Here is a 20,472-nt window from a genome sequence, read left to right as displayed (position 1 = left end):
TTTCCATCTAAACTGAAAATTTATGCCGAGAGAATATGACCGCCGTAACCTCGACTTCATTCTGAAAGAGGTATTCAATTATGGATCTTTGTGCCAATATCCCCGATATGCGGATTATGCACCTGATATGTTTGATATGGTGTTGGATTCCGCCGAGCAGATCGCGGAGCGCCACCTTCGTCCCCATTATGTAGATTCTGATCGCAAGCAAGCAGAACTTGTTGACGGTACTGTTCAGGTACATCCAAGCGTTGAGGCTTATGTGAAAGAAATGGGGGAATCGGGTATGATTGGAGCCACATTTTCCTATGAAAAAGGGGGCCAACAATTACCATCGATTGTCGGCGGAGCCCATGAATTTATCCGTGGAGCAGCCAATAATTCTATCGTTATGTTTACGGGATTAAGCAATGGTGCGGCGCATTTGATTGCGAGCTTTGGTTCCGAGGAATTGAAGCAAGCCTTTGTTCCCAATATGCTATCCGGAAAATGGACTGGAACCATGTGTTTAACCGAACCCCAAGCGGGCAGTTCGTTGAACGACGTGACAACTTCAGCAAAGGATTTGGGCAATGGAACTTATTCCATCAAAGGTCAAAAAATATTTATTTCAGGGGGTGATAATCACTTTTCAGAAAACATCATTCACTTGGTATTGGCACGCTTGGAAGGTGCGCCTAAGGGTACAAAAGGTATTTCGCTTTTTGTGGTTCCGAAGCGCCGACAAGAAAATGGGCAGTGGGTTTCCAATGAGGTTATTTCGATGGGACTTTACCATAAAATGGGCCAAAAGGCAACACCAGCCTTACACCTTTCCTTTGGGGATAAAGGGGATTCAATTGGGTATTTAGTCGGGGAGCCCAACAAAGGTCTTTCCTACATGTTCCAAATGATGAACGAAGCGCGCCTTGGCGTGGGAATGGGCGGTGCTTACATTGCATCGGCGGCCTATCATTTCTCAAAACAATATGCGTCCGAGCGGAGCCAAGGAAGAAAGTTGACCAATAAAGATCCAGAAACCCCGCCGACACTCATTCAAAATCACCCGGACGTACAACGCATGTTGTATTACCAAAAATCGATCGTCGAAGGAGCCATGGGTCTTCTATTCCAATGTTTCCTTTGGGAGGATCTATCCAAATGCCTCGAAGGCGAAGAGAAGTTGGAAGCCCAATTACTTCTCGATCTCATGACCCCAGTCGCGAAAACCTATCCGGCCGAAATGGGAATCTTGTCGGTCAATCAAGGTTTACAGGTTTTAGGTGGCTATGGATACACTGAGGATTTTCCTTTGGAGCAAATGGCACGGGATGTACGGATTATGTCAATTTATGAGGGTACGACGGGTATTCATGGCTTGACGTTATTAGGTCGCGGAATTCCAAGTGCCCAAGGTAAAGCGGTACAGGCTTTGGTGAAGCAGATTCAGGCGGATATCCAACAAGGGATGCAGCATGAAATGACGAAGCCCTATGCGGAGGCATTGGCCACAGAGCTTGCGAGTCTTAATAAAGTGACGATGCATAAATTGAGCAAAGCGGGTCAGCCGGATGTTTTCTTGGCGGATTCTACCCTGTATATGGAACTATTTGGTTTGATTGTGGTGGCTTGGCAATGGCTGAAGCAAGGGATTGTGGCGGCTGCTAAACTGGATTCACCTGAAAAATCATTCTATCAAGATAAGATTCATACGATGAAGTTTTTCTATCATTATGAGGTTCCGAAAGCACTTGGTTTAACAAAACGTTTGCTTGACGATGAGATTTTGACGATTTTTGAATAATTATAGACTTTAACCTTCATCACTATGCTTAAAAAGCTTTTGGCATTCGGTCTTTTGTTAGGCTCTTTGCAAGTTTCAGCGCAATATAATGCGTACGAATTATTCCATCCATTATGGAACTATGGTCCCGTTTCTTCCGCTCGCTCCGCGGCAGGTGTTCCAGGTCCTGCATATTGGCAGAATGTAGCTGATTACAAGATTTCGGCTTCATTAGACGATACCAAGCACAAAATTTCGGGCGATGTAGAAATTACCTACAAGAATTACTCGCCGGATAAACTTCCTTTTCTTTGGTTACAATTAGACCAAAACTCATTCAACACCAATTCACGCGGTGGCAAAACAACGCCTGTTTTAGGTGGTCGTTTTGGGAACGTAGGGTTCGATGGTGGTTATCAAATTGAGAGCGTCTTGGTTGATGGCCAACCTGCCAAATACATCGTGGAAGATACGCGGATGCAGATTCGTCTGGCCGCACCTTTGTCGGAGAAAACAGGCATCGCTAAAATCAAAATCGTTTACTCATTCACGTCCCCTAAAAACGGTTCCGACCGCATGGGTATTCAAGAGACGAAAAATGGAGATATCTACACGGTAGCGCAGTGGTTCCCACGCATGTGTGTCTATGATGACATCGAAGGATGGAATGTATTGCCTTATTTGGGAGCAGGCGAGTTCTACTTAGAATATGGAAATTTCGAATACTCGATTAACGTTCCTGCGTCTCACATCGTAGTGGGTTCTGGTGAATTATTAAATCCTGCGGAAGTTTACACAGCCGAGCAAATGAAGCGTTGGGCTGCTGCGAAAACGTCTGAAAAAACGGTGATCATTCGTTCAGCTGCTGAGGTAAAAGAAGCGTCCTCTCGTCCTGCCAAGGATCGTTTGACTTGGAAATTTGCTTGTAAGAATGCCCGTGATGTTGCCTTTGCTTCGTCTAAAGCCTTCATTCAAGATGCGGCGATGATTAATTTGCCGAGCGGTAAAAAGGCGACAGCCGTTTCCGTTTATCCGGTGGAGTCCGATGGAGAAAAAGCTTGGGCGCGTTCAACGGAATATGTGAAAGCATCGATTGAGCATTATTCAAATTGGTTATATGAATACACCTATCCCGTGGCGACCAACGTGGCGGGTATCGTTTCTGGGATGGAATATCCAGGCATTATCTTCTGTGGATACCGCGATGAGACGGCCTCACTTTGGGGGGTAACTGATCATGAATTTGGTCATAACTGGTTCCCTATGATCGTGGGAAATAATGAGCGTAAATTTGCTTGGATGGATGAAGGCTTTAATACCTTTATTAATTTCTATTCAACGGATGCGTTCAACAAAGGAGAATATAAGAATCCGAAGTTCGATATGCACCAGTTGGCCCCTCGTATCTTCCGTGCGGAGGCGGATCCGATCATGAGCATTCCGGATGTGATTCAAGCGCGTAATTTGGGTTGGGAAGCTTACAATAAACCGGGTTTTGGTTTACGTATTTTACGTGAGAACATTCTAGGACCGGATCGTTTTGATTATGCTTTCCGTAACTACATTAAGCATTGGGCATTCAAACACCCAACTCCTCGTGACTTCTTCCGTGCGATGGAAGACGGAGCCGGTGAAGATTTGGGCTGGTTCTGGCGTGCTTGGTTCTACGAATTGTGGAAACTTGATCAATCCGTGAAAGATGTGGTTTACATCGATCAAGACCCTGCGAAGGGAGCTCTCGTAACGATTGAAAACCTAGACAAAATGGCGATGCCAGCGATTGTTGAGGTAGAAGTTGCGGGTGGTGCGAAAGAGCGCTTCAACTTCCCAGTGGAAATCTGGCAGCGTGGCGGTTCTTGGACATTCAAGACAGCGACCAATTTGCCTATCAAATCTGTAACCATCGATCCGGACCATGTCTTCCCAGACATCAACGGAAAGAATAATACGTGGAAACCGGTTGCTTACAAAGCACCGAAAGCCAACTAACAAAAAAGCCCCGATGCGAGTCGGGGCTTTTTTTATTGCTTGTTTAAAATGCGACCAATGTCGTTCGCCTTGCCTAATTCCTCTTTCAGTTTATCGTAGCTGCCTGAGAGCATAAGTCCTTTGTATTTCAGCAGGGTATTAATGTATTCGTCCAGTACGTCCATGAGGTTGTCTTGGTTTTGATGGAAGATTTGTGACCACGTTTCCGGAGATGATTTGGCCAAACGGACGGTCGACTCAAAACCCGTGGACGCCAATTCAAAAATCCGCTCCTCGTTTTTCTCTTTTTCCAAAACCGTATTCGCCAAAGCGAACGAACAGATGTGCGAGATGTGTGAAATATAGGCCGTGTGAACATCATGGTCAATCGAATCCATGTAGATCAAATTCATGCCCAATCCATCGCGGTATAATCGTTCGATGGTCGCAGCAGCCTCCGGTGAACTCAATTCCTTATCACATATCACACCGCGTTTTCCCGTAAATAATCCATCTACGGCAGCCTCGGGTCCTGAAAATTCCGTTCCGGCCATCGGGTGTGTTGATACGAATTGTGTTCTTTTGGGGTGATTTTTAAGCGACTCGTAGACCGGTGTTTTCGTCGAACCCACTTCAATGACCATTTGATGGGGTTTTAGAAGGTCTAAAACCTGCGGGATGATTTGTACTAATATATCCACGGGAGTCGCGCAAACAAATACATCCACGGATTGTACTGCCTCTTCCAAGGTCTGAACCTTATCGACTAAACGTAAGGAGAGTGCTTTTGCGGCGTGAACTGGATTGGCTTCAATACCAATTAATTCCGATGCCCAGCCCGAGGTCCGCAAGGCTTTGGCAATGGACCCTCCGATTAGTCCGATTCCGATGATTCCTACTTTCTTAGATTCCATTGCTTTGATTTTTGATGCGATCAATCGCCGTTTGAAATACCTCTTCCTTTGCACAGAGTGAAATTCGGACATAGCCATTTCCCTGTGTACCGAAGATTCCCCCCGGTGTAATAAACACCGCATTTTCATCTAAAATTTTATCTGAAAGCGCATAGCCCGATTCAAAATGGGCCGGAATACGAGCCCAAACGAACATGCCTGTTTGTGCTGGATCGTATACGCAATTCAATAAATCCAAAAGTTCAAATACCTTCTTTTGGCGCGATTGGTAGATCTTGTTTTGTTGGGCAAACCAGGTTGCATCGGCCGACAAAGCCTTTACCGCTGCCTCTTGCAAAGGCAAGAACATGCCTGAATCCATGTTGGATTTAAACTTCAAGACAGGTGCTAATAATTCCGCCCGACCGAATGCTGCACCAATCCGCCAACCCGCCATGTTGTGGGACTTGGACAAGGAGTTTAATTCGATCGCCACGTCTTTCATGCCGGGCACGGCCAACAGGCTTATTGGGTTTTCGTTGAGAATAAAGCTATATGGATTGTCATTCACGAGTAGGATCGAATGCTTGATGGCAAAATCACGCAACTTCGCGAAGAATGCTAAATCCGCTTTGGCCCCTGTGGGCATGTGTGGGTAATTGACCCACATGATTTTCACCTTGGATAAATCTTGTTGGTCTAATGCCTCTAAATCCGGCAACCAGCCATTCGCCTCACTTAATTCATAGGCCTGAACGGTCGCACCGGCCAAGGAACATGCCGCTTGGTAGGTTGGATAGCCCGGATTCGGAATCAATGAGACATCCCCGGCTTCCAAATAGGCCATGGCGATGTGCATGATGCCTTCCTTGGAACCGATGAGGGGTAAGATTTCATTGGCAGGGTCCACGTTCACCCCATAATGTTTCGCATAAAAGGCTGCAAAAGCTTCGCGCAAAGCGGGAATTCCTTGATAACCTTGGTAGGCGTGATTCGCAGGATTTGCGGCGGATTGGGTCAATGCCTCGATCGTTTCCGAAGAAGGAGCGAGGTCTGGGCTGCCAATTCCCAAGTTAATCACGGGAATGCCGGCAGCACGTAAGGACGCAATCTGCTTGAGTTTCGTGGAGAAATAATATTCCTCAACGGACTTTAAACGAGACGCGGGTGAAATGGAAAAGCTCATAAAATAAAAATGCCGACTCACAGGCCGGCGAAAATAAGTTAACATCAAAAACCTATCAAACCGGTTATGCGCAGACGTAATATCCTGCGTAATAATAACCTGCGTAATAAGTAGTCGAATTGAAATTCATGTCCCAAAGGTATGAAAAAAATGATTTTATGCAAATCCCTTCGGGAAAAGACCCTTTAATACTTGCGATATGAGTCCGGGCTCAAAGCCTTTCGACAAGCCGGTTCGATAGCATTTTTGGTATTTTTCGTTCGGTGTGCCTGTTTTTAGGGAAGCGGCTTTCTTTTCGAGCAATTGTTTGAGGGCCTCACTGTAATCCGTCTCCTCGATTTCATCCCAATGGGCCTGTATCTCCGAATCGGAAATCCCTTTTTTGCGCAATTCGAATTGAATCTTGCCACGCCCCCATTTTTTCTGGTTGAATTTTGATCGGATGTAAAGACCTACGAACCTGCTTTCGTTTAGGTAATTATTTTCTTGAAGCCAGTGAATGTATTCCTGCTCGTCGGCAGTGCCATCTAATTCGGTGATTTTCTGTTTGATTTCCGCGATGCAACGTTCCTGATAGGCGCAATAACGGGCCAATTTATTCAGAATTGCGCTATCCATGGGATTAGGATTCTTGCTCGTCGTATTGTTCGAGGTTGAATAAATCATTCAAGACATCCACCATTGCCTCTGAATCGCCACGTTTACAAGCAGCTTTCAAATGTATGATGGGTTGTTTGATGATTTTTTGGACTAATGAGGCCGTAATTTTTTCAAGCTTCTCTACTTCCTCCGCAGATAAACCTTTTAGGTGACGATTGATCTCTTCCTTACGAATTTGTTCCAAGGCACCTTTTAGTTTGTGGATGGTTGGGGAAACTTCCATTTCCTTCGACCAGTCATTGAAACTCTCAATGCTTTCTGTGATGATACGCTTCACATCGGGAATCGAAGCCATACGTAAGGCCAAAGCCTCATCCGCACGCTCCTTCAACGAGTCAATGTTGTACAACAAGACACCGGTGACTTTTTCAACGCCTTCTTCGATGCTACGGGGTACCGATAAGTCGATGAAATATTTGAATGAAAGCAATTGCATCGCCTTCAATTTTTCCTGTGTTATAATTGGAGAATCTGTCCGAACCGATGAGATGATGATGTCCGCTGCTTCGACTTCCTTACACATGTCCTCGAAAGGCGCCACGCGGAAGTTTTTTCCTTGGGCGATGCGTTCCGCTTTCTCCAAAGTACGGTTCATGACAGTTACCTCAGCGAAATCCTTGTCTTCGAAGTTTTTGCAAACATCGATGCCAATTTCACCAAGTCCTAAAATAAGGATTTTCGGTGCGGGTAAGGCTTGGGATAATTCCTCCGACAAGGCTACGGTTGCGTAAGAAACGGATGCCGCTCCATCACGGAACGAGGTTTCTTGTGCCACCCGCTTGTTGGAGTAGAAAATGGTATGCATTAAGCGATGCAAATAAGGGCCCGCCATGTTGTGGTCGGCCGCTAATTGATACGCTTTTTTGATCTGATTGGGGATTTGTAAATCACCTACCACCTTCGACTGTAAACCTGTAGCTACCTCAAACAAATGGTTTAAGGATTCATTCGTTTCGTTCATTTGAACGAAATAATTCAGGTATTCAGCGGTGTTAGGAATTCCCTTTTCGATTAAGAGAGCCTTGATCAAGGATACAGAGATATCTTCCTGGGAGGTGAAATAGAGTTCTGTACGATTACACGTAGAAACGATCAACAATTCTTGCAGGCCAAAAAGGTCCTTACATTTCAATGTAAAAGCTTTGCATTCTTCCTCATTGAGTGCAACCATCTCACGAATGGTGAGTGGGGCGCTGCGGTGTGAAATACTGACTGACTTAAACGGTGTGATCATTAATTATTCGGGATCAAAACTAGTTCACAAAAGTACAACGCAAAAATTAAATTTTGTCAAGTCTTTGCAATAAAATCGTAATTTAGATAAAGTTTAATTTCAACAACATGGACTTCAAAAACAAAACGGTTTTTATTACGGGCGCTTCGCGTGGAATTGGTTTGGCAATTGCTAAAAAACTTGCTTCAGAGGGCGCCAACGTGGTTATTGCAGCTAAGACGGCTGAGCCCCATCCCAAATTACAAGGCACTATTTTTTCCGCTGCCGCTGAAATCGAGGCATTGGGTGGGAAAGTGTTGCCCTGTGTTGTCGACATACGTGATGAAAATCAGGTTTTAGCGGCTGTGGCCAAGGCGGTGGAGAACTTTGGGGGCATCGATGTTTTGATCAATAATGCTTCCGCCATTCAATTGACTGGTACGCTAGAAACGGAGATGAAACGCTTTGATTTGATGCATGGCGTGAATGCGCGCGGGACCTATTTGGTTTCTCGGGCATGTTTGCCTCATTTATTGAAGTCGGCTAATCCGCATGTGCTCACGCTTTCTCCTCCTTTGAATTTTGAGGCGCGCTGGTTTCAGCACCATGTGGCATATTCGATGGCGAAATTTGGGATGTCCTTGGTAACCTTGGGTATGGCTGCCGAATTCAAAGGCAAAGTAGCCTTTAATTCCTTATGGCCACGAACCATTATTGCGACGGCAGCCATTGAATTTGCGGTGGGAAATGCGGAGATGTTGCGTTGTGCGCGTAAACCGGAAATCATGGCGGATGCTGCCTTTGAGATTTTAAAACGTGATGCTAAGGAGTGTACGGGCAATTATTTTATCGATGATGCGGTGCTAGCTGAGGCTGGCGTGACAGATTTTGCGCCGTATCGCGTGGACCCATCGGTCGACGAAAAATCCTTAATCCCTGACTTTTTTATTTAATGCGCGCATACAAAGCTCCATTTTGGTTGCCGGATGGTCATAGTCAGAGTATTTATCCGTCCTTATTTCGAAAAGTACCCTTGACACATTCGCATTCCGAACGATTGGAATTGCCGGATGGGGATTTTTTGGATGTGGATTGGCATTTGCGAAATGGGGAATTGCATGAGAAACCCTTGTTGATTGTCTCACATGGGTTAGAGGGAAACAGTCGGCGACATTACATCACCGGATTAATTCGTTCGTTTCCGGATTTTCATGCCTTGGCCTGGAATTACCGAAGCTGTTCAGGCGATCCCAATCAGAATCTTCGATTTTACCACAGTGGGGCAACGGACGATTTGGATTTTGTGATTCAGGAGGCCTTGTCGCGGGGGGTAAAGGATATCTATCTGGCGGGTTTTAGTTTAGGTGGCAATTTGAGCTTAAAATGGTTGGGAGAAAATGGCAAAAAAGCATCGCAATTCGTTCGAAAAGCTGTGGCATTTTCTGTACCTTTGCATCTTTCCAGCAGTAGTCAGCAATTGACTCGTTGGGAAAACAGACTCTACACACATCGCTTCTTACAAACGCTATTAGAAAAAGTTACCGAAAAGTCGGCCCGGTATCCGCAGGATATCACGCCGTCTATGTTGGCGTCTATACGCAGTTTGTATGAATTTGACAATGTGATAACGGGTCCCTTGCATGGATTTAAGGATGCGGAGGATTACTATGAACGAAATAGTTCCTTGTATTTTTTGTCGGGAATTCGGGTGCCCACATTAATTGTGAACGCGAAGAACGATCCATTTTTATCGCAGGAATGTTTGCCTGATCAAATTGATTCGGATTTTGTCCAAATCGAATTACCTGATTCAGGGGGGCATTGCGGGTTTTATCCGAGTAATTATCGGGGGCAAACCTGGGCTGAGCAAAGAGCTGCTGCATGGTTTAACGGAAATTGAAAATTGAAAAACATGTCAACCAAAGAGTTAGCGCAATTAACCATCGTCATTGATTTTGACAGCACATTTACGAAAGTAGAGGGTCTTGATGAATTAGCCCGAATCGCCTTGGAAGGGAATCCCAAGCAGGCCGAAATCGTAGGCAAGATTCGTGAAATCACCGATAAAGGCATGACGGGGGAATATTCGTTTGCGGATTCATTGCGTGAGCGTGTGGCTTTATTGCCGGCGAATCGTTTGCATGTAGATCAATTGATTGCTTACCTCAAAGGAAAAATTTCGGAATCCTTCAAGCGCAACAAGGCATTTTTAAAGGAGCACGCAGATCGTATTTTGATTGTTTCGAGTGGCTTTAAGGATTTTATTGTACCGGTTGTTCAGGAAATGGGAATCGCTGCCGAGAACGTGCATGCGAATACATTTACCTTTGATTCTGATGGCAATATTACGGGTTATGATCATACGAATTTATTGTCTCAAGATAAGGGCAAGGTTCGTTTATTGCAGGCCTTGGCTTTGGAGGGGGAGGTTTTTGTGATAGGGGATGGCTATACGGATTATGAATTACGTGAGGCTGGATTGGCCAACAAGTTTTTTGCGTTTACGGAAAACGTATCGCGCAAGGCGGTGACGGATAAGGCGGATTTTGTGGTTCCATCCTTGGATGAGTTCTTATACATCAATGGATTGAGCCGTGCGCAATCTTATCCCAAGTCTCGCATCAAAGTTTTATTGTTGGAGAATGTCCACCCGAAGGCCGTTGCTTTGTTTACCAAAGAGGGTTTTCAAGTGGAGTTGTTGAAGGGAGCTTTAGATGAAGACGAATTGATTGAAAAAATCAAGGATGTCTCGATCATCGGATTGCGTTCCAAAACCAATTTGACGAAAAAAGTATTGGAGCACCCGAACGCATCACGCTTGATGTGTGTGGGCGCTTTTTGCATTGGTACCAATCAAATTGATTTGGCGGAATGTGAGAATCGTGGTATCGCGGTGTTTAATGCACCGTATTCGAATACACGAAGTGTAGTGGAATTATCGATTGGTCTGATGGTGATGTTGACGCGTAACATTTTCGAAAAATCAACGAAAATGCACGCAGGTGTATGGGATAAATCCGCAACGAACTCTTACGAGATCCGTGGAAAGAAAATTGGTTTAGTGGGCTACGGAAATATCGGTACGCAGATTTCGGTCATTTCAGAGGCTTTAGGCATGGAGGTTTATTTCTACGACATCGTTGATAAATTGGCACTAGGAAATGCGAAGAAATGCAATAGCTTGAAGGAATTGTTGTCGACGGTTGATTTCGTGAGTTTACACGTGGATGGCCGTAAGTCCAATACCAATATCATCGGAAAGCAGGAGTTTGGATGGATGAAGGACAATGCTATTTTCTTGAATTTGTCGCGTGGCCACGTGGTGGAGATTCCGGCTTTGGTGGATGCGATTAAGTCGGGTAAGGTTTGGGGAGCTGCCGTAGATGTATTCCCGTACGAGCCTAAGACAAATGATGAGGAATTTATCAATGAATTACGTGGCTTGCCGAATGTTATTTTGACGCCACATATTGGAGGAAGTACGGAGGAGGCGCAAGCGAATATTGGGGAATTTGTTCCTTCGAAATTATTGCAGTTTATGAATAACGGTAGCACCTATGGTTCGGTGAATTTCCCCGAATTGCAATTGCCACCCTTGGAGAATGCACACCGTTTGTTGCACATTCACCACAATGTTCCGGGTATTTTGGCGCAGATTAATAATGTATTTGCGAAATACCATGTGAATATCATTGGTCAGTATTTGAAGACGACTGAGAAGACAGGTTATGTGATTACAGATGTGGCGAAGGAATATGCGGATGATATCGTGAATGAATTGAAATTGATCGACAATACGATCAAATTTAGAATGTTGTACTAATATGAGCACTTTTTTTACACCGGGTCCTGCGGCATTGTATCCTACTGTGGAGGCGCATTATGCCGAGGCATTTCGTCAAAACATCGGTTCGATATCGCATCGTTCGTCGGCGTTTCGTAAGATTTACCAGCATGCTGATGAGCAGTTGCGCATTCTTTTCGGATTACCGAAGGAGACTGCGGTTCTATTTACGGGTTCAGCTACGGAGATTTGGGAGCGTGCCATCATGAATACGGTGGAGCATGAGAGTTTTCATTTAGTCAATGGCTCATTCTCCAAGAAGTTTTACGATTTCTCGAAAGAGTTGCATAAGTATGCACATGCGATGCACAAACCATTCGGGGAGGGGTTTGATGCCTCGGAGGTAGAGGTTCCGGAATATGCGGAGTTGATTTGTTGCACGGCAAACGAGACGAGTTCGGGCGTTCAAATGAAGGCGGCGGAGATTCACAAAATCAAGAAAGCCAACAAAGACAAATTGGTGATGGTGGACATGGTTTCCTCGGCACCGTATACAAACCTGGATTTTAAACTAGTGGATTCGGCCATGTTCTCGGTTCAGAAGGCATTTGGTATGCCGGCGGGTTTGGGGGTTTGGTTAGCCAACGAGAAAATGTTGGAGAAATCTGAGCGCATGAAATTACATGAGGGTATTGTGGGGACATATCACTCGTTGCCGAGCCTTTGGGAAAATTACAAGAAGTTTGAAACACCGGAAACGCCAAATGTGATGGGGATTTATGTGTTGGGGAAAGTAGCAGAAGATTTCAATAAGATTGGGGTTGAGGAGATGCGGAAGGAGACGGATCGCAAGGCGAAAGCTTTGTATGATTTCGCTGCCAAATCATCGAATTTTGAAATATTTGTCGAAAATGTGAATCATCGTTCAGCGACGGTGGTGGTGTTAAATTGCAAGGGATTAGCGGGGGATATCATCAAGCAAGTACAGGCGAAATCGGATATGATTTTGGGTTCGGGTTATGGCAAGATGAAGGAAACACAAATTCGAATTGCGAATTTCCCAGCCGTTAATTTTGAGCAAGTTCAAGCTTTAATTGCTACATTAGGAACTTTATAAGTACAATTGTCTAAACCTATGATTCAAACTGGAAAGCCCATTCGTTGGGGTATTTTGGCGTGTGGTGGTATCGCTACCAAATTTGCGGATGATCTCGTTCATGCCAAACACGGATATTTATCGGCTGTCTCATCACGTGATTTAGGACGTGCCAAAGCTTTTGCGGCGAATTACGGTTCGGAGGTAAAGGCCTATGGTTCCTACGAGGAGATGTTGGCCAGTGGCGAAATCGATGTCGTATATATCGCATCGCCCCATGGATTACATTACGAACATACGTTGATGTGTTTGGAGGCAGGCGTACATGTGCTTTGTGAGAAGGCTTTTGCGATTAATAGCCATCAAGTTAATGCGATGATCGCCAAAGCGCGGGAAAAGAAACTCTTCTTAATGGAGGCCTTGTGGACGCGTTTCCATCCTTCGGTGGCCAAATTACAAGAAATCATTGCCTCGGGGGTCATCGGGGAGATTAAGCATGTGGTGGCGGATTTTGGCTTTAAAGCTGCATATGACGAGGAGGCTCGTTGGTTTAATCCGCATTTGACCGGAGGATCTTTGTTGGACATCGGTATTTATCCTTTGTTTATCTCCAAGTTATTGTTGGGCCAACCCTTGGAAATGAAGGCTACGGGCGTCATGGCACCCTCGGGTGTTGATATGAATTGTTCGATTGCGACGAAGTATGCGTCGGGAGCGACAGCAAGTTTATTTTCGACCTTTGCGGCACAGACCGATACAACTTGTACAATCTATGGAACATTAGGTAAGATATACATGCATCCCCGTTTTCATGAAACGAAGGGGATGACCTTGACGATTTATGGTGGTGAGGAAACCGTGTTTGAAACGGAACGTAAGGGTTGGGGCTATAGTTACGAGGCCGATGCCGTGCAAGAAGACTTGTGGGCCGGTCGGACAGAGAATGCTTGGATGTCGCATCAATTCAGTCAGGAGTTGATGGGTTTATTAGATGAAATACGTGAACAAATTGGTTTAAAATATCCCAATGAATAAGATACTACTCGCTTTATTGCTTTTTGTCAGCACGAGTGTGTTGGCTCAAAATCCGTTTGAAAAGGAGATTTTGGCTTACGAGAAACAGGACTCTTTGTCGATGCCTGCCAAAGGGCAAATATTGTTTATCGGAAGCTCCAGTTTTCGTTTGTGGAAAACTTTTGAGGCCGACATGAAAGGTCTTCCCGCTTCGTTTAATCGGGGTTTTGGGGGATCCACTTTGGCGGATGCCTTGTATTATTTTGATCGGATGGTAGTGAAATACCAGCCAAAATGGATCATGATGTATGAGGGAGATAATGATTTAGCTAAGGGGAAATTGCCCCAGCAAATCGCTGCAGAATACGATGAATTCAAGGCGCGTTTGAAAAAACAGGTACCGGGTGCGAAATTGGTTTTTGTGGCGGCACGTCCGAGTTTGGCACGGGTAGCTTTGGTGGAAAAGCAGAAGGAGTTAAATGCCTTGATTAAGGCCAGAGGGGATTATTTCATCGATATGCATTCCCCCTTTTATTTGGCGGATGGGAGTTTGATGATGGATATTTTTGTGGCGGATAAGTTGCATTTGAATGAAAAGGGTTATGCCATTTTCGCGAAACAAATTCGTCAATTTGTTCAATCAACAATTAAGTAAATGGAACAGAAGGAGCAATGGTTGCCGGGTATTTCTGTGGATTGTGTGATATTCGGTTTTCATGAGAATTCATTGAAGGTCTTGCTTTTGAAATTCAAGAGGACCCCTGTTTGGGCTTTGGCTGGCGGATTCGTAGGTCCAGAAGAGGATGTTGATCAAGCGGCTCAACGCATTTTGGCGGAGCGGACGGGTTTATCGGATATCTATTTAGAGCAATTTTACACCTTTGGGGATTTGGCTCGTAATTATCGGGCGGTGGATGAACATCGGGATGTAAACAATGCCATGGGCGGTTCTCCTTTGAAAATGGATTGGGTGGATCAGCGATTTATCACCATCGGCTATTATGCCTTGGTAGATTATTCCAAAGTTGTGGTTAATCCGGGAGGTGTTTCTGATGCCTCAGAGTGGATGGATGTGTCGGCTTTACCCAAATTATTCTTGGATCACAATCGAATCGTATTGAAAGCGCTCGAATCGTTACGTCGTAATTTGGATGAGAAGTTGGTTGCCTTCGAGTTGTTGGGGGATACGTTTACGATGTCCGACTTGCAAATGGTCTATGAAACGATTTTAGGAAAGCGATTGGTGCGAACGAATTTCCAGCGTAAGATTTTGAGTCTTGAGATCTTGGAGCGCATTGAAAAGAAATATACGGGAGGGGCTCATAAGGCACCTTATTTATATCGCTTGAAAAAGTAAACGTATTAAAAAAGGCCATCCGCAGATGGCCTTTTTTGTTATCCCATATTGTGGTAGACGTTCTGTACATCGTCATCCTCTTCGAGACGCTCAATAAGCTTTTCTACATCCGCAACTTGGGCGTCAGATAATTCTTTGGTTTCGTTGGGAATGCGCTCAAAATCGGCTCCCAACAATTCAAATCCTTGTCCTTCGAGGTATTTCTGAATGCCACCGAAAGCGGTGAATTCGCCATAAATATTGATTTGATTCGTTTCGTCGTCCAAGAATACCTCGTCTACGCCTAAATCAATTAATTCAAATTCTAATTCTTCTAAATCGATTTCCGGTTTTGCCGCGATTTTGAATACGGACTTGCGGGTGAAGATGAAATCAAGCATCCCGGTAGTTCCCAAAGAGCCACCGCATTTGGTGAAGGAAGAACGGATGTTGGCCACGGTCCGGTTGATGTTATCCGTTGTCGTTTCCACCAGAATCGCGATACCATGTTGTGCGTATCCTTCGTATACAATCTCTTTATAGTCTTCTTGGTCTTTCGACGTGGCGCGTTTAATTGCACGTTCCACGTTTTCTTTCGGCATGTTGACCGCCTTCGCGTTCTGTATAATCGCTCTTAAACGGGAGTTGGAAGTGGGATCTCCGCCACCTGCTTTCACGGCGATGACAATGTCTTTACCGATTTTGGTGAAGGTTTTGGCCATTTGGCCCCAACGTTTAAATTTTCTTGCTTTCCGGAATTCAAAGGCTCTTCCCATGCGTTTTTCGATTTAATGTGCTGCAAAAATAATCAAGCCCTATAAGACCCACAAGTCTGATGTGAAAATAACTTACCTTTGTTTGTTAACCGAAGTTTAAATCGATGAAAAGAATTCTCATTCTCCTTTGTTTGTTCATCATTCCCTTCTTGTCTCAGGCACAGAAAATCAATGAGCATTTTCAAATGAACATTCAAAAAACAACCGGTAGGGTTCAGATTGATGGGATTTTGAATGAACAGGCTTGGTTTGATGCGGCAGCTGTCAGTGATTTCATGATGTGTAACCCTTTCGATTCCCTCTGTGCTCAGGTACGGACGGATGTGAAGATGGCTTACGATGATAAATACCTTTACATTTCAGCCGAATGTTTTTTGAAGGAGCCGGGTGCTTTCGTGGTCGAGTCCATGAAGCGGGATTTTTCCTTTGGAGTGAATGATAATTTTTTGGTCTTTATTGACACCTTTGAAGATAAGACAACGGGTTTTGCTTTTGGGGCGAATGCGGCGGGGGCACAGTGGGACGGACAGATGTCGGAAGGCGCGAAGGTTAACCTCAACTGGGACAATAAATGGGAATCTGCGACGACCTACAAGAAGGACTCGTGGGTTTTTGAAGCAGCGATTCCCTTTAAATCGATACGTTACAAGGATAATGTGAAGCGCTGGGGGATTAACTTCTCTCGCTATGATTTGAAGGCCAAAGAGAAGTCGGCCTGGGCACCCGTCCCTCGTCAATTCCCCACGGCATCCTTAGCCTATGCGGGGGTCTTGGTTTGGGATACACCGCCGCCGGCACCGAAGAAGAATATCTCCATTATTCCCTACGGTCTTTCGGGCTTAGCGGCAAATTATGAAACCAAGGACCCAACTTCGGTTCGGGGCCAAATTGGTGGAGATATTAAGGTGGCGATTAATTCGGGCTTGAATTTGGATATGACATTGAATCCGGATTTTTCGCAGGTAGATGTGGATCGCCAACAAACGAATTTGGATCGATTTGAATTGTTTTACCCGGAAAAGCGGCAGTTTTTTATTGAGAATTCGGATTTATTTGATGGATTTGGGACGGAGAATATTCGGCCATTTTTCTCGCGACGAATCGGTTTGGCATTGAATAATAAGACGGGAATTTATGAGCAGACCCCGATTACTTATGGGGCTCGGGTCAGTGGGAAGTTGAATCCTGATTGGCGCATTGGGGCCTTGAATGTACAATCGCAGCGGATCGATGCAAAGGGGGTTCCCACGCAAAATTATTCAATGATTGCTTTGCAACGGAAGTTGTTCGCTCGTTCGAATTTTGGGGCATATATGGTGAATAAAGAGTCCTTTATTGATACGGATTTACAGAAGGCGAATGGTTATCAGCCATTTAATCGCGACATCGGTTTTGAGTATAATTTGGCTTCGAAGGATAATTTTTGGACCGGATCTTTGTTTTATGCCAAGACCATTAGTCCACAGAGTCTAGGTCAGGATTTTTCACAAGCAGCATCTTTGGCTTATGCGGATAACAATTGGGCCTTTTCGATTAAGCAGCAGTGGGTGGGTCAAAACTATAATCCGGAGGTAGGTTATGTGCCTCGGGTGAATTATTTCCAGATTCAACCAGAGGCGGGGAAGATCTTTTATCCGAAAAATAAGTCGACCAATGTATTTTATACCAGCCTCAAAATGATGTCGGTATCCTATTGGAACAACCAAGGGGATTACACCGAAAATACAAGTTTTGTGGCATATGATGGTACGATGAAGGATCGGTCGACTTTCGGAATTTATTTATCCTATGACTACGTGAAATTGCAATACAATTTTGATGCGACTCGCATGGGCAATACGGCGTTGCTAAAAGGAACAGAACATGATTGGTATGCGGTTAATGCGCGTTATGGTTCCTCGCCGATTAAATTGTTTACCTATGCATTGACTTCGCGTTTCGGCGGGTATTTTGGAAATGGCTGGCGTACAGGAATTACGGCAGATATTGGATATCGTTTCCAGCCATATGGCTCGATTTCAATGGCCTTGGATTTTAATGATATTCAAGATGTGGAAATACCGGGGACAGCCCTGATGATGGCCAAAAAGGTTTCCTCGCGGTTTTGGATTGTTCGTCCGAAGTTGGACATTACGTTTTCAAATAAATTATTTTTTGCCACCTTTTTTCAGTTGAATCAGCAGACGAAAAATGTGAATTTAAATGCACGTTTACAATGGCGTTACAAGCCGGCGTCTGATTTATTTTTGGTGTATACGGATAATTATTTTCCAGAAATCATGCAAATTCGTAACCGGGCCATCGTGTTAAAACTAAATTATTGGCTTAATTTGTAATCTCAATAAACATACATAACCATGAAAAAGTATTTAGCAATTTTATTTAGTGTAATGACATTTGGAGCATTTGCTCAAAAGGCGCCTGCTTCACCTCCAGCAGTCGTAATTCAGAAGGTAGGAACGACAGAGGTGATGATTAAATATGCACAACCCGCTGTGAAAGGTCGTTTGGTATTTGGCGATAAAGCAGCTAAACCCTTGGTTCCATACGGAGAAGTTTGGCGTACGGGTGCCAACGAGGCAACAACCATCGAGTTTTCTTCGGATGTTACGGTACAAGGTAAGCCATTGGCGAAAGGAGTTTATTCGTTGTTTACGATCCCTGGCCCGACTGAGTGGACGGTTATCTTTAATAGTGACGCGAAACAATGGGGAGCTTATACGTACAAAGCAGAAAAAGATGTTTTGCGTGTGACTGGAAAAGTTAGCGAACATGCGATGACAGAAAAATTCACGATTGGTGTCAGTCCTACGGGACAAATTACCATGGATTGGGATAAAGCATCCGTTTCCATTTACGTGAAATAAGGAAATTGAATTCATTTTAAAAGCGACTCCAAATGAGTCGCTTTTTTATTGCGTAATTTCAATTGTTTCCCTATTTTTACTCGTATGTGAGGTTTATCCTCGAATAATCAAATCGAATTTTATGAAAAAAGTATTAATCGCCGAGGACAGTTCTGTTATTCAAAATTTAGCGCGCAAGATTTTAGAATTTCAAAATTTTGAGATTCATGCGGTGAAAAATGGCCAACAGGTGTTGGACGAATTAGCGAAAGCAGATTTTGACATCATTTTATTGGACATCAACATGCCGGTAATGGATGGAATGGATTGCGCAAAAGCGGTTCGTGCTTTGGCTGATCAGAAAAAAGCAGCGATTCCGATGATTGCCATTACAGGGAATGCACGTAACTATACAATGGAGGATTTCAAGGCGGTCGGTTTTGATGATTTTTTGGCGAAGCCTTTGAATTTTGATGCATTAGTTTCACAAGTGAAGGCATTAACTGAATAATTCAATGTCCCCAATCCAGGTACGCTTTTTAGGGACTGGAACATCGCAGGGGATTCCTATGATCGCTTGTAGCTGTGAGGTATGTAGCTCGGAAGATTCTCGTGATCAACGGCTTCGTGTCTCCATGCATATTGAGGTGGATGGGAAGAGTTTTATCATTGATACGGGTCCGGATTTTCGGCAGCAAATTCTTCGGGCCGGCATTCGTCATGTGGATGCCGTTTTGTTTACCCACGAACATAAGGATCATACTGCGGGCCTCGACGATATTCGGGGATTTAATTTTGTGCAGCAAAGGGCAATTCCATTGTATGCGCGCCAACAAGTAATCAATCAATTAAAACGTGAATTTGCGTATGCATTTGGGGAAAATAAATATCCCGGGGTGCCTGAAATTGATGTGTATGAGATTGATGATAAGCCATTTATTGTGGAAGGAATCGAAGTGATTCCGATTTTGGTCAAGCATTATTTCTTGGATGTATTAGGCTTTCGTTTCGGGGATTTTACTTACATCACGGACGCGAATTTTATTGCTGACGAGGAGTTAGTGAAAGTCAAAGGAACTAAAGTCCTTGTCATCAATGCGCTTCGCAAGACAAAACATATTTCGCATTTTACGTTGGATGAGGCTCTGGAAGTCATTGAAAAAATTCAACCGGAGCAAGCCTATATAACTCATATTAGTCACATGATGGGTCTCCACGCGGAGGTTCAGCGTGAATTGCCTCCAAATGTATTTTTGGCGCATGATGACTTACGTCTTACGATATAAATCATGAAAGCAGTATTATTTGACATGGATGGAGTCGTAGTCGATAACTTGCCTTATCACGTGGATGCTTGGTTACTGTTTTGCGAACGCCATGGTATCCCTTTAACCCGTGAGGTATTTTATCGAGAACTAAATGGGATGAATTCCAAAGATACCTTTGAATGGTTTTACAAGCGTGAGATGACAAGGGAAGAGATTGAAGTGTTGGAAGAGGAAAAAGAAATTTTATACCGAGGTTTTTACCGAGATCACCTAAAGCCTGCGAATGGCTTATTGGTATTTTTGAAATTATTGCGTTCGCAGGGTATTAAGACTGCCCTTGCCACATCTGCAGGTCCTGGAAATATTGATTTTATTGTGGATGGCCTCGGAATTCGCGATCAGTTTGATGCGATTATCGGTGGGGCTGAAGTAAAAAAAGGAAAACCGGATCCTGAGATTTATTTGAAGGCAGCTGCCATGGTTCAAGTTGACCCCGCTGATTGCTGGGTCATCGAGGATTCGCTGCAAGGTATTTCGTCTGGTTTAAATGCTGGAATGCAAGTTGTAGGCATCACTACCTCCCATACGGAGTCCGAATTAGCTCATACTCATTTGATTGCGGCGGATTTCGTCGATTTGTTTGAAAAATTACAGGCAAAAAGTGCCTGAT

At 44.4% G+C, this 20,472-nt stretch carries 19 protein-coding genes; 14 read left to right on the top strand and 5 right to left on the bottom strand.

Annotated features, from left to right (window positions below; translation table 11 throughout):
- Positions 1–22: 22 nt before the first annotated feature.
- Positions 23–1,783: an acyl-CoA dehydrogenase gene (locus ACMH5P_RS05785; protein WP_459493389.1), complete on the top strand. Its 1,761-nt coding sequence runs from the start codon at positions 23–25 to the stop codon at positions 1,781–1,783.
- Between the two features lie 24 nt (positions 1,784–1,807).
- Entirely contained in the window at positions 1,808–3,751 is a 1,944-nt protein-coding gene (locus ACMH5P_RS05780; RefSeq protein ID WP_459493388.1) for a M1 family metallopeptidase, read from the top strand.
- Positions 3,752–3,783: 32 nt separating this feature from the next.
- Here the strand turns inward: ACMH5P_RS05780 and ACMH5P_RS05775 are convergent, their stop codons facing one another.
- From ACMH5P_RS05775 to hemA, 4 genes are all read right to left on the bottom strand, one after another.
- On the bottom strand, positions 3,784–4,716 hold the full coding sequence (locus ACMH5P_RS05775) for a prephenate dehydrogenase (RefSeq protein WP_459493387.1): 933 nt from the start codon (positions 4,714–4,716) through the stop codon (positions 3,784–3,786).
- Positions 4,634–5,809 (bottom strand): pyridoxal phosphate-dependent aminotransferase, encoded by a 1,176-nt coding sequence (locus ACMH5P_RS05770; protein ID WP_459493386.1) that lies wholly within the window; start codon positions 5,807–5,809, stop codon positions 4,634–4,636. Before ACMH5P_RS05770 ends, ACMH5P_RS05775 begins: the two co-directional genes overlap by 83 nt.
- Before the next feature lie 156 nt (positions 5,810–5,965).
- Positions 5,966–6,427: a regulatory protein RecX gene (locus tag ACMH5P_RS05765; RefSeq protein ID WP_459493385.1), complete on the bottom strand. Its 462-nt coding sequence runs from the start codon at positions 6,425–6,427 to the stop codon at positions 5,966–5,968.
- Between the two features lie 4 nt (positions 6,428–6,431).
- Positions 6,432–7,703, bottom strand: coding sequence for a glutamyl-tRNA reductase (gene hemA, locus ACMH5P_RS05760; protein WP_459493384.1), 1,272 nt, complete (start codon positions 7,701–7,703; stop codon positions 6,432–6,434).
- Between the two features lie 107 nt (positions 7,704–7,810).
- Here hemA and ACMH5P_RS05755 point away from each other — a divergent pair, with 107 nt between their 5' ends.
- Genes ACMH5P_RS05755 through ACMH5P_RS05725 form a run of 7 tightly spaced genes read left to right on the top strand, consistent with a single transcriptional unit; the run spans position 7,811 to position 14,933 of the window.
- Positions 7,811–8,635 carry an SDR family oxidoreductase gene (locus ACMH5P_RS05755; RefSeq protein WP_459493383.1) on the top strand — a complete coding sequence of 275 codons (825 nt, stop codon included), beginning with the start codon at positions 7,811–7,813 and terminating at the stop codon, positions 8,633–8,635.
- Positions 8,635–9,582, top strand: a complete 948-nt coding sequence (locus ACMH5P_RS05750) for a YheT family hydrolase (protein WP_459493382.1) — start codon at positions 8,635–8,637, stop codon at positions 9,580–9,582. The genes ACMH5P_RS05755 and ACMH5P_RS05750 overlap by 1 nt, the downstream gene beginning before the upstream one ends.
- Before the next feature lie 12 nt (positions 9,583–9,594).
- The gene (gene serA, locus ACMH5P_RS05745; protein WP_459493381.1) at positions 9,595–11,505 is read left to right on the top strand and encodes a phosphoglycerate dehydrogenase; all 1,911 of its coding nucleotides are present in this window, start codon (positions 9,595–9,597) and stop codon (positions 11,503–11,505) included.
- A 1-nt stretch (position 11,506) separates the two neighbouring features.
- Positions 11,507–12,583 carry an aminotransferase class V-fold PLP-dependent enzyme gene (locus ACMH5P_RS05740; protein WP_459493380.1) on the top strand — a complete coding sequence of 359 codons (1,077 nt, stop codon included), beginning with the start codon at positions 11,507–11,509 and terminating at the stop codon, positions 12,581–12,583.
- Between the two features lie 18 nt (positions 12,584–12,601).
- The gene (locus tag ACMH5P_RS05735; RefSeq protein ID WP_459493379.1) at positions 12,602–13,597 is read left to right on the top strand and encodes a Gfo/Idh/MocA family protein; all 996 of its coding nucleotides are present in this window, start codon (positions 12,602–12,604) and stop codon (positions 13,595–13,597) included.
- On the top strand, positions 13,590–14,231 hold the full coding sequence (locus ACMH5P_RS05730; protein WP_459493378.1) for a GDSL-type esterase/lipase family protein: 642 nt from the start codon (positions 13,590–13,592) through the stop codon (positions 14,229–14,231). The genes ACMH5P_RS05735 and ACMH5P_RS05730 overlap by 8 nt, the downstream gene beginning before the upstream one ends.
- The gene (locus ACMH5P_RS05725; protein WP_459493377.1) at positions 14,232–14,933 is read left to right on the top strand and encodes an NUDIX hydrolase; all 702 of its coding nucleotides are present in this window, start codon (positions 14,232–14,234) and stop codon (positions 14,931–14,933) included.
- Between the two features lie 38 nt (positions 14,934–14,971).
- Here ACMH5P_RS05725 and ACMH5P_RS05720 read toward each other — a convergent pair whose 3' ends face one another.
- The gene (locus ACMH5P_RS05720; protein WP_459493376.1) at positions 14,972–15,688 is read right to left on the bottom strand and encodes a YebC/PmpR family DNA-binding transcriptional regulator; all 717 of its coding nucleotides are present in this window, start codon (positions 15,686–15,688) and stop codon (positions 14,972–14,974) included.
- Positions 15,689–15,792: 104 nt separating this feature from the next.
- Between ACMH5P_RS05720 and ACMH5P_RS05715 the strand changes: the two genes are divergently transcribed.
- The 5 genes from ACMH5P_RS05715 (at position 15,793) to ACMH5P_RS05695 (ending at position 20,471) form a co-directional block, all read left to right on the top strand.
- Positions 15,793–18,024: a DUF5916 domain-containing protein gene (locus tag ACMH5P_RS05715; RefSeq protein WP_459493375.1), complete on the top strand. Its 2,232-nt coding sequence runs from the start codon at positions 15,793–15,795 to the stop codon at positions 18,022–18,024.
- A 21-nt stretch (positions 18,025–18,045) separates the two neighbouring features.
- A complete protein-coding gene (locus ACMH5P_RS05710) occupies positions 18,046–18,555 on the top strand; it encodes a DUF2911 domain-containing protein (RefSeq protein ID WP_459493374.1) in 510 nt (169 codons plus the stop codon).
- 121 nt (positions 18,556–18,676) lie between these two features.
- Positions 18,677–19,045, top strand: coding sequence for a response regulator (locus ACMH5P_RS05705; RefSeq protein ID WP_459493373.1), 369 nt, complete (start codon positions 18,677–18,679; stop codon positions 19,043–19,045).
- 13 nt (positions 19,046–19,058) lie between these two features.
- Positions 19,059–19,820 (top strand): MBL fold metallo-hydrolase, encoded by a 762-nt coding sequence (locus tag ACMH5P_RS05700; RefSeq protein WP_459493619.1) that lies wholly within the window; start codon positions 19,059–19,061, stop codon positions 19,818–19,820.
- Between the two features lie 3 nt (positions 19,821–19,823).
- The gene (locus ACMH5P_RS05695) at positions 19,824–20,471 is read left to right on the top strand and encodes an HAD family hydrolase (RefSeq protein ID WP_459493372.1); all 648 of its coding nucleotides are present in this window, start codon (positions 19,824–19,826) and stop codon (positions 20,469–20,471) included.
- Position 20,472 lies beyond the last annotated feature (1 nt).

It is taken from the genome of Aquirufa sp. 5-AUSEE-100C1 (assembly GCF_054558655.1).
The sequence above is the reverse complement of the archived record's forward strand: the minus strand, read 5'-3'. Positions and strand labels throughout refer to the sequence as shown.

Excerpts from the sequence above, each read along its gene's own strand:
- ACMH5P_RS05780 (WP_459493388.1), top strand. The coding sequence starts at position 1,808 with ATGCTTAAAAAGCTTTTGGCATTCGGTCTTTTGTTAGGCTCTTTGCAA.
- ACMH5P_RS05710 (WP_459493374.1), top strand. The coding sequence starts at position 18,046 with ATGAAAAAGTATTTAGCAATTTTATTTAGTGTAATGACATTTGGAGCA.
- ACMH5P_RS05775 (WP_459493387.1), bottom strand. The coding sequence starts at position 4,716 with ATGTCCGAATTTCACTCTGTGCAAAGGAAGAGGTATTTCAAACGGCGA.
- ACMH5P_RS05765 (WP_459493385.1), bottom strand. The coding sequence starts at position 6,427 with ATGGATAGCGCAATTCTGAATAAATTGGCCCGTTATTGCGCCTATCAG.
- ACMH5P_RS05770 (WP_459493386.1), bottom strand. The coding sequence starts at position 5,809 with ATGAGCTTTTCCATTTCACCCGCGTCTCGTTTAAAGTCCGTTGAGGAA.
- ACMH5P_RS05750 (WP_459493382.1), top strand. The coding sequence starts at position 8,635 with ATGCGCGCATACAAAGCTCCATTTTGGTTGCCGGATGGTCATAGTCAG.
- ACMH5P_RS05705 (WP_459493373.1), top strand. The coding sequence starts at position 18,677 with ATGAAAAAAGTATTAATCGCCGAGGACAGTTCTGTTATTCAAAATTTA.
- ACMH5P_RS05735 (WP_459493379.1), top strand. The coding sequence starts at position 12,602 with ATGATTCAAACTGGAAAGCCCATTCGTTGGGGTATTTTGGCGTGTGGT.
- ACMH5P_RS05695 (WP_459493372.1), top strand. The coding sequence starts at position 19,824 with ATGAAAGCAGTATTATTTGACATGGATGGAGTCGTAGTCGATAACTTG.
- serA (WP_459493381.1), top strand. The coding sequence starts at position 9,595 with ATGTCAACCAAAGAGTTAGCGCAATTAACCATCGTCATTGATTTTGAC.
- ACMH5P_RS05715 (WP_459493375.1), top strand. The coding sequence starts at position 15,793 with ATGAAAAGAATTCTCATTCTCCTTTGTTTGTTCATCATTCCCTTCTTG.
- ACMH5P_RS05725 (WP_459493377.1), top strand. The coding sequence starts at position 14,232 with ATGGAACAGAAGGAGCAATGGTTGCCGGGTATTTCTGTGGATTGTGTG.
- ACMH5P_RS05785 (WP_459493389.1), top strand. The coding sequence starts at position 23 with ATGCCGAGAGAATATGACCGCCGTAACCTCGACTTCATTCTGAAAGAG.
- ACMH5P_RS05720 (WP_459493376.1), bottom strand. The coding sequence starts at position 15,688 with ATGGGAAGAGCCTTTGAATTCCGGAAAGCAAGAAAATTTAAACGTTGG.
- ACMH5P_RS05740 (WP_459493380.1), top strand. The coding sequence starts at position 11,507 with ATGAGCACTTTTTTTACACCGGGTCCTGCGGCATTGTATCCTACTGTG.
- ACMH5P_RS05755 (WP_459493383.1), top strand. The coding sequence starts at position 7,811 with ATGGACTTCAAAAACAAAACGGTTTTTATTACGGGCGCTTCGCGTGGA.
- ACMH5P_RS05730 (WP_459493378.1), top strand. The coding sequence starts at position 13,590 with ATGAATAAGATACTACTCGCTTTATTGCTTTTTGTCAGCACGAGTGTG.
- hemA (WP_459493384.1), bottom strand. The coding sequence starts at position 7,703 with ATGATCACACCGTTTAAGTCAGTCAGTATTTCACACCGCAGCGCCCCA.